This is a genomic window from Pedobacter sp. 01N416, from assembly GCF_056399685.1.
In genome coordinates, this window is the sequence record NZ_JBFTRT010000284.1 from 1 (window position 1) to 6,869 (window position 6,869).

Annotated in this window: 5 protein-coding genes and 1 pseudogene; 2 read left to right on the top strand and 4 right to left on the bottom strand. The window is 38.5% G+C overall.

From position 1 onward, the window contains the following. Positions 1–305: pseudogene (locus AC1DND_RS16070) on the bottom strand (tetratricopeptide repeat protein); the annotation flags it as partial. 250 nt (positions 306–555) lie between these two features. On the opposite strand from AC1DND_RS16070, the gene AC1DND_RS16075 reads away from it, so the two are divergent. Further along, the gene (locus tag AC1DND_RS16075; RefSeq protein ID WP_477583099.1) at positions 556–1,014 is read left to right on the top strand and encodes a nuclear transport factor 2 family protein; all 459 of its coding nucleotides are present in this window, start codon (positions 556–558) and stop codon (positions 1,012–1,014) included. Positions 1,015–1,127: 113 nt separating this feature from the next. On the opposite strand, the gene AC1DND_RS16080 is transcribed toward AC1DND_RS16075, so the two are convergent. Beyond that, positions 1,128–3,350, bottom strand: a complete 2,223-nt coding sequence (locus AC1DND_RS16080; RefSeq protein WP_477583101.1) for a M1 family aminopeptidase — start codon at positions 3,348–3,350, stop codon at positions 1,128–1,130. A 107-nt stretch (positions 3,351–3,457) separates the two neighbouring features. Further along, complete coding sequence (locus AC1DND_RS16085) at positions 3,458–4,336, bottom strand: TraB/GumN family protein (RefSeq protein ID WP_477583102.1); 879 nt, start codon at positions 4,334–4,336, stop codon at positions 3,458–3,460. Positions 4,337–4,550: 214 nt separating this feature from the next. Here AC1DND_RS16085 and amaB point away from each other — a divergent pair, with 214 nt between their 5' ends. Beyond that, entirely contained in the window at positions 4,551–6,092 is a 1,542-nt protein-coding gene (gene amaB / locus AC1DND_RS16090) for an L-piperidine-6-carboxylate dehydrogenase (protein ID WP_477583104.1), read from the top strand. Between the two features lie 114 nt (positions 6,093–6,206). On the opposite strand, the gene AC1DND_RS16095 is transcribed toward amaB, so the two are convergent. Continuing rightward, a partial coding sequence (locus AC1DND_RS16095) for a hypothetical protein (RefSeq protein WP_477583106.1) occupies positions 6,207–6,869 on the bottom strand: 663 nt, incomplete at its 5' end.

Below are 6,869 nucleotides of genomic sequence, written 5' to 3' on the forward strand. Positions count from 1 at the left end.
GGTTCTGACGGCTCTAAAAGCTCAGCCTTTTGCAAGGCAATAAAAGCCTTTTCGTTATTGTTGGTTAAAATGTAAAGATGAGCCTGTTTGATTAAAAACACTGTTGCATAAGGGTGCTGACTGATTGCAAAATCAACAACCTGCAAAGCTTTGACCGGATCATTTTTCTCAATGTAGAAATCTACAATGTATTCGAATGCCCCTGCATCGAAGAAATACTGATCCTGGTTGCGGAGCATTTCTTCGTAACGTTCTACCGAGCGTTGTGCATCTTCGTTGGATTCAAAAAAGAATTCTTCTTCCATATATTATACTATTAAAGAACCGTGCCAATTAGCAGAAAAACACATTATAAGTTTACAAGTTTTAATTATCCGTTTTTAAAATAATTATTAACATCAACTGGCGAAAACAGCGTAAATAGCTGACTATAAAGCGTATTGACTGTGATTAAGATGTGTGGATAATCGATAGATTTTTTGCAACATCGCGGTTCCTTTTCCCTTCTTTGACAAAAATACTATAAATTTATGGTATATACGTAATTAAGAAGTCATGAAAGGATTAGTCATTTTTGCCCTGTTTTTATTAGGTTTTGCTACAAATACCTTTGCGCAAAGCGATGAAGAAAGTGCCGTCAAAAAAATTATAAATAACCTTTTTACCGGTATGAAGACTGAAGACAGCACTTTAACAAGAACCGCCTTTGCACCTGCAGCGATTATGCAAACCATAGTTAACAAAGAAGGTAAGGTGAATATACGCACGGAATCTGTTAACGACTTTATCAAATTTATCGGCACTCCACACCAGGAAAAATACGATGAGCGTATTGTGTTTACCAAAATATTAATCGATGGTCCTTTGGCTTCTGTTTGGACAGACTATAAATTTTATCTGGGCGAAAAATTTAGTCATTGTGGGGTAAATTCCTTTCAGCTGGTAAAAGGAGACAAGGGCTGGCAAATTGTTTATATTATTGATACCAGGAGAAAAGAGGGATGTAATCCTTAAAGGCCAAATAGCCAGCTTTGGCAGATTGTAAAAGAACGATCGTCATTCCCACACAGGTGGGAATCTTAAAGCTCACTGCATTAAGATTCCCAATCAAGTTGGGAATGACGCATCTACAAAGTATCATAAAATGCCTGATATTCATCTTTTGGTTCGTCGATATATAACGTTGCAATAGAAGGTGCTATATGCGCTTTCGTATCTTCATCTAACGATGCTAAAGCCGCAATGCTCTCTTGTGGGGCCAGTTTGGCTAAACCATCAACACCGGCAGCAATTACCTTGTACGACCTATCTTTTAAGCTTTCTAACACTAAAGTTTTATAAGCCTGATCGCCAGTTTCAGCCAATTTCACAATTGCAGCTGATCTTGCTTCGGTATTTTTATCTGTTTTGGCCATCTGAAGTAAAACCGGTAAAGCTGCTGCTTTAATCTGAGCATCATCCAGGTTAATCCCATCAATGCTTAAAGCGCGTAAATCTGCCGATTTATCCTTTAAACCTTCTAGCAACACCAGCTGGCCGCTTTTGGCTTTGCTCTGCATAATAAACTGCAGGGCTTCGATTCTATTGGCATAGCTAGGCGCATTTTTGTATTGAAAATAATAGTTTTCAGCAGTTTTATTATCATTGGTTTCGCCCACTAAAATTTTATCTACATCAAAATCGATTAAATCGGGTTTAGCACTCACCTCGAAACTAAAGTTCTGCTCTCGGCTATTGATCAGAATTTCCTTTCTGATTTTTTTACCTCCTGCATAAATATCAATTTTGATCGGCAGTGTAAAGATCTGCACGCTCGAATCTTGTGTTTGTTTAACCTTAATTGTTGCCTTGCCGTTTTCGTAACCATAATCAATACTTAAAACCGGGTGACCACCATTGTAATACCACTGATTAAAATAAGGGCTCCAGTCTTTTCCGGTAACCTCTTCCATAGCCAAACGCAATTGGTGTGTTTCGCCATTTTTAAAGGCATTGGTGGTGAGGTAACGGTTAAGTGATTTGTAGAAAGCGGCATCGCCCATTTGATTTTTTAGGGCATATAAAATAATCGATCCTTTAGCATAGCTGATGTTATCGAACATATCTTCCTTGTCGCCATAATAAAAGCGGGCTAAAACAGGGCTTTCTCCTTTTTTGGTCGATCCTAAATAAGATTGTAATTTATCGTAACGTGATTTGTCTTCTGCATCTTGCCCGGCATCATGTCCGTGCCAGATCACTTCACCAAAGGTGGCAAAAGATTCGTTCATGGTTAAGTTAGACCACGACTCTGCGRTCACATAATCACCAAACCATTGGTGAAAAAGTTCATGTGCAATGGTTCCTTCTTCATTTTCATCCAATAACTCGCGATCTGTTTTCTGTACCTGTTCGCCGTGTAATGTAGCCGTAGTATTTTCCATTGCGCCCGAAACGTAATCTCTGGCTACCACCTGCGCATATTTGTTCCATGGATAATCTACACCTAACAAATTGCTGTAAAACTGGATCATATCAGGTGTTTTGCCAAAAATCTGCTTGGCATAGGGCGCAAATTTTGGCTCCAGGTAATAACTTACTTCCTTACTTTTATAGGTATCTTTTGTGATTTTGAATTCGCCTACTGCCATCATAAATAAATATGGCGAATGTGGCAGATCCATTTTCCAGGTATCGGTCCTTGTTCCATCTGCATTGGCTTTCTGGCTCACTAATTTTCCGTTAGAAAGCGTTGTGTATTTCGATTTTACCGTTATCGAAATCTCTTCGGTAGTTTTCTGATCAGGTTTATCGATAGTTGGAAACCAAGCCGAAGATGATTCAGTTTCACCCTGTGTCCAGATCTGTGTTGGTTTGTTTTTATCGGTACCATCTGGGTTGATAAAATATAAACCTTTAGCATCGGTTATGGCAGCACTCCCCTTTACTTTCAATTCATCGGGTTTAGCGGTGTAAGCAATATACACTGTATACTTTTCGGTATTGGTGTACTTTTTATTTAGGGTGATATAAAGCTTATTATCTTTATAGACATATTTAAGCGGGGTATTTCCTTTTGCGCCAACCAATGCAATGGTTTTAATATCCATTCCCTGCGCATCGAGGGTTAAAGAGTCGGTAGCATAAAAATGAGGTTTTAAAGTAACCCACTCTTTACCGTATAGGTATCGCTTTGCATAATCAAAAGATACATCGAGTTTGGTATGAACCAGATCGTTAACTTTAGTTGCAGTTACACGGTAAACATTTAAGTTGTTCGATTTTTCTACGGGCTGATCCTGTGCAAAAAGTGGATTAGCCGTAAAAGCAGAAGCCAGCATCACACCACAGGCAATAATTTTTTTATTCATTTTTATGTTTCTACAAATTAGTTTTATTTTGAACACTGATGTTTGTGTTAAAGTAAAAACGCAAATGTAGCTCCCTTTCTTTTGTTTTTTACAAACACATTGAAATATTAATTAGTTGCTACGGGCTTTAAAATGTAACCTTTAAGCTGCAACCCTTTTATTAAACCTTCAGCACCAACTAAATGTCCCGCTCCAACCACAATAAATAACGATTGCTTCTGCATTAGGGCTGGCAGCTGATCTAACCATCTTTTATTTCGGTTTTTTAAGAGCTCGGTCATAAATTCTTTGTTTTCCTTGTCTTGATTTTTAAAGAGTTCAGTTAATTTGTCTATATCCTGAGTGATGTAATAAGTTTTCAGTTCCTCCATTTTTTGTTTGCTTTTATCTACTTCTCGGATCGATTTTAGCAATGCTTTCTTTTGTTTTTGCAGATCACTATCAAATAAAAGTGCCCCCTGATATTCGGCTGTTTCCAAACCATATAAAGATTTTCCATTTTTTTTGGCATATTTCTGAAAGCTCTCATCCATACCTTTACCTATATCTTTTAACATATGTGGGTTCTCAAAAAGGATCATTGTTATTGCTACCACTGCGGGCTTGAAATTGTTCAGTTGCTTTAATTCAAAACCTGGTTGTTTGCTTTTGAAATAATCTTCTACTTCCTTATATTCTGACATTGTTAATAAACTATCCAGTGTATTATTTTTCATCACTAAAAAAGGTGCCATTTTAGTTTGCATAGTACTATCCATTACAATTTCGCCCACTACTGCGTCTGTAGCTTTAAACTTTTCCTGCAGAACCTTCATCGTATCTGCAAATTTAGCCCCTATTAAATGATGGGTGCCAAATAGATAGGATGGCTTTTTTAGTCCATTACCAGAAATTTCCCACAAGAGCGAGTTAGTCGCCTTTTTTGTTTGTGCCGAAAGGGTAATACTGAACCCTAAAAAAGCAACGAGTAATAATTTTATTTTCATCTTTCTATTTTATAACAACTGAAGTCTAATTTGATATCATTATTCTTTTGGAAAACTACGCTATTTATATTGCAAAGCAAAAAACACAAATTTATAGCCTTATTTACACCTGGTTATGCTTAAAGGAAGATATTGATTATGGAAATAATTTAAAGCGTAGAATTTGACCTCCTTTCAGCTAATTTTTTGTTTTTTTGTGTAAATCGTTAGATATATGACTACAGATATTCAATCCATTTTAAACAAACTGGGGATTAATGCGAGCAACGCCGCCTATAGTACAGGCAGCAATTGGGGCGGCGAACTTAATGTAAATACATTAGAAAGTTTTTCTCCTGTTGATGGCAAACTGATTGCTTCGGCTAAGGTTGCCAGTGCTGCTGATTATGACGCTGTTGTACTTAAAGCGCAGGAAGCATTTACAGCATGGCGTACGGTTCCGGCTCCAAAAAGAGGAGAAATTGTGCGCCAGTTTGGTGATGCACTACGCGAAAATAAGGACGCATTGGGCACTCTGGTTTCTTACGAGATGGGGAAAAGTTTACAGGAAGGGTTTGGTGAAGTGCAGGAAATGATCGATATCTGTGATTTTGCAGTGGGTTTATCCAGGCAGCTTTATGGCTTAACCATGCACAGTGAACGCCCAAGCCACCGCATGTACGAGCAATGGCATCCACTGGGCATTGTAGGAATCATTTCTGCCTTTAATTTCCCGGTAGCAGTTTGGAGCTGGAATACCGCCCTGGCCCTGGTTTGTGGCAATGTTTGCATCTGGAAACCATCGGAAAAGACACCGCTAACCGCAATCGCCTGTCAACATATTATTGCAAAGGTTTTTAAAGATAACGATATAGCCGAAGGGGTTTGCAACCTGGTTTTAGGCGATAGGGAAGTTGGCGAACTCATGACAAATGATGGCCGCATCCCTTTAATTTCTGCCACCGGATCTACGCGTATGGGTAAAGCAGTTGGCGCTGCAGTAGGCGCAAGGTTAGGAAAAAGTTTGCTTGAACTTGGTGGTAATAATGCCATTATCATTTCAGAACATGCTGATTTAGATATGAGTTTAATTGGGGCGGTATTCGGTGCTGTTGGTACCGCAGGCCAGCGTTGTACCTCTACCAGGAGACTAATTATCCACGAAAGTGTATATGATGCTTTTACCGCTAAACTGGTTAAAGCTTACGAACAGTTGCGTATTGGAGATCCCTTAGATCAAAATAACCATGTGGGACCGCTGATTGATACCGATGCGGTTGCAGCATACTTAGCTTCGATTACAAAATGTAAGGAAGAGGGTGGCAATTTTGTGGTAGAGGGCGGCGTTTTATCGGGCAATGCCTATACAAGTGGGTGTTATGTAAAACCATGTATTGCCGAAGTTCAGAATGATTTTAAGATTGTTCAGCACGAAACATTTGCGCCGATTTTATATCTGATTAAATACAAAACATTAGATGAGGCCATTGCTTTGCAAAATGCCGTTCCGCAAGGATTATCATCGGCCATTATGACTTTGAATTTAAGAGAGGCAGAGCAATTCTTATCGGCTAAAGGCTCTGACTGTGGCATAGCCAATGTAAATATTGGTACTTCGGGCGCAGAAATTGGCGGTGCTTTTGGTGGAGAAAAAGAAACAGGTGGTGGCAGGGAAAGCGGATCGGATGCATGGAGAGCTTATATGCGCAGACAAACCAATACCATCAATTATTCGAACACGCTGCCTTTAGCACAGGGGATAAAATTTGATTTGTAAAAGCGATCTTAACGCGGTAAACCTATACGAAATGGTGTTGATTTTTAGAAACACCTACAGCCAAAAACGGCCGATCTGTTTAACGATCGGCCATTTACTAAGAAATAGGTTAACTTAAAGTTTTTTAATGAGCAGATAACTTTTTGCCTCAAACCATGAATTATCATTATGATCATTTTCGTAAAATGTGCCCTCTAATGAAGTAACCACAATGGTATAGTTATATCCATTAATATTTTTAGATATGCTCATCAGCTTTGCTGGGTACAAGTATTCCTGTTTTTTATTCGAAGCTTCTAAAGTCCCGTTTTTATATGCTTTAGTGGCCTGAGCAAATAATTCTTTTAAATCGATATGCAGCGCTGGCTGATTGTTAACCAATAACGAAATTTTTGATCCGATTTTATTTGTTGTTAAATCAGTACTGTAAAGCCGTGTAACTTTTTCCTCTGGATACCCGCTTAGCTCGATCAGGTAATCATAGCCCTTAATGTTTAAAACCTGGTTTTCATCATTTTGAAGGGTAATATTCACACCCTGGTCATATACCAAATCGTCTTTAATCTTAAAAATTGCCAATGCTGTATCTACCTTATCAATCCGCATGCTATAACGGTAGTTATTTGCGCCATCTATCTTTTCCTCAATTTTACTGAGATCTTTTTTCGTAAAAGGTTGCAGCGTTTTTAATCCATGTGTATAAACCAGGTACCTGATTACGGCTGGCTTTTCTTTAATATCATCTTTTTTCTTGCTATTCATTATCCGCTTTAACCG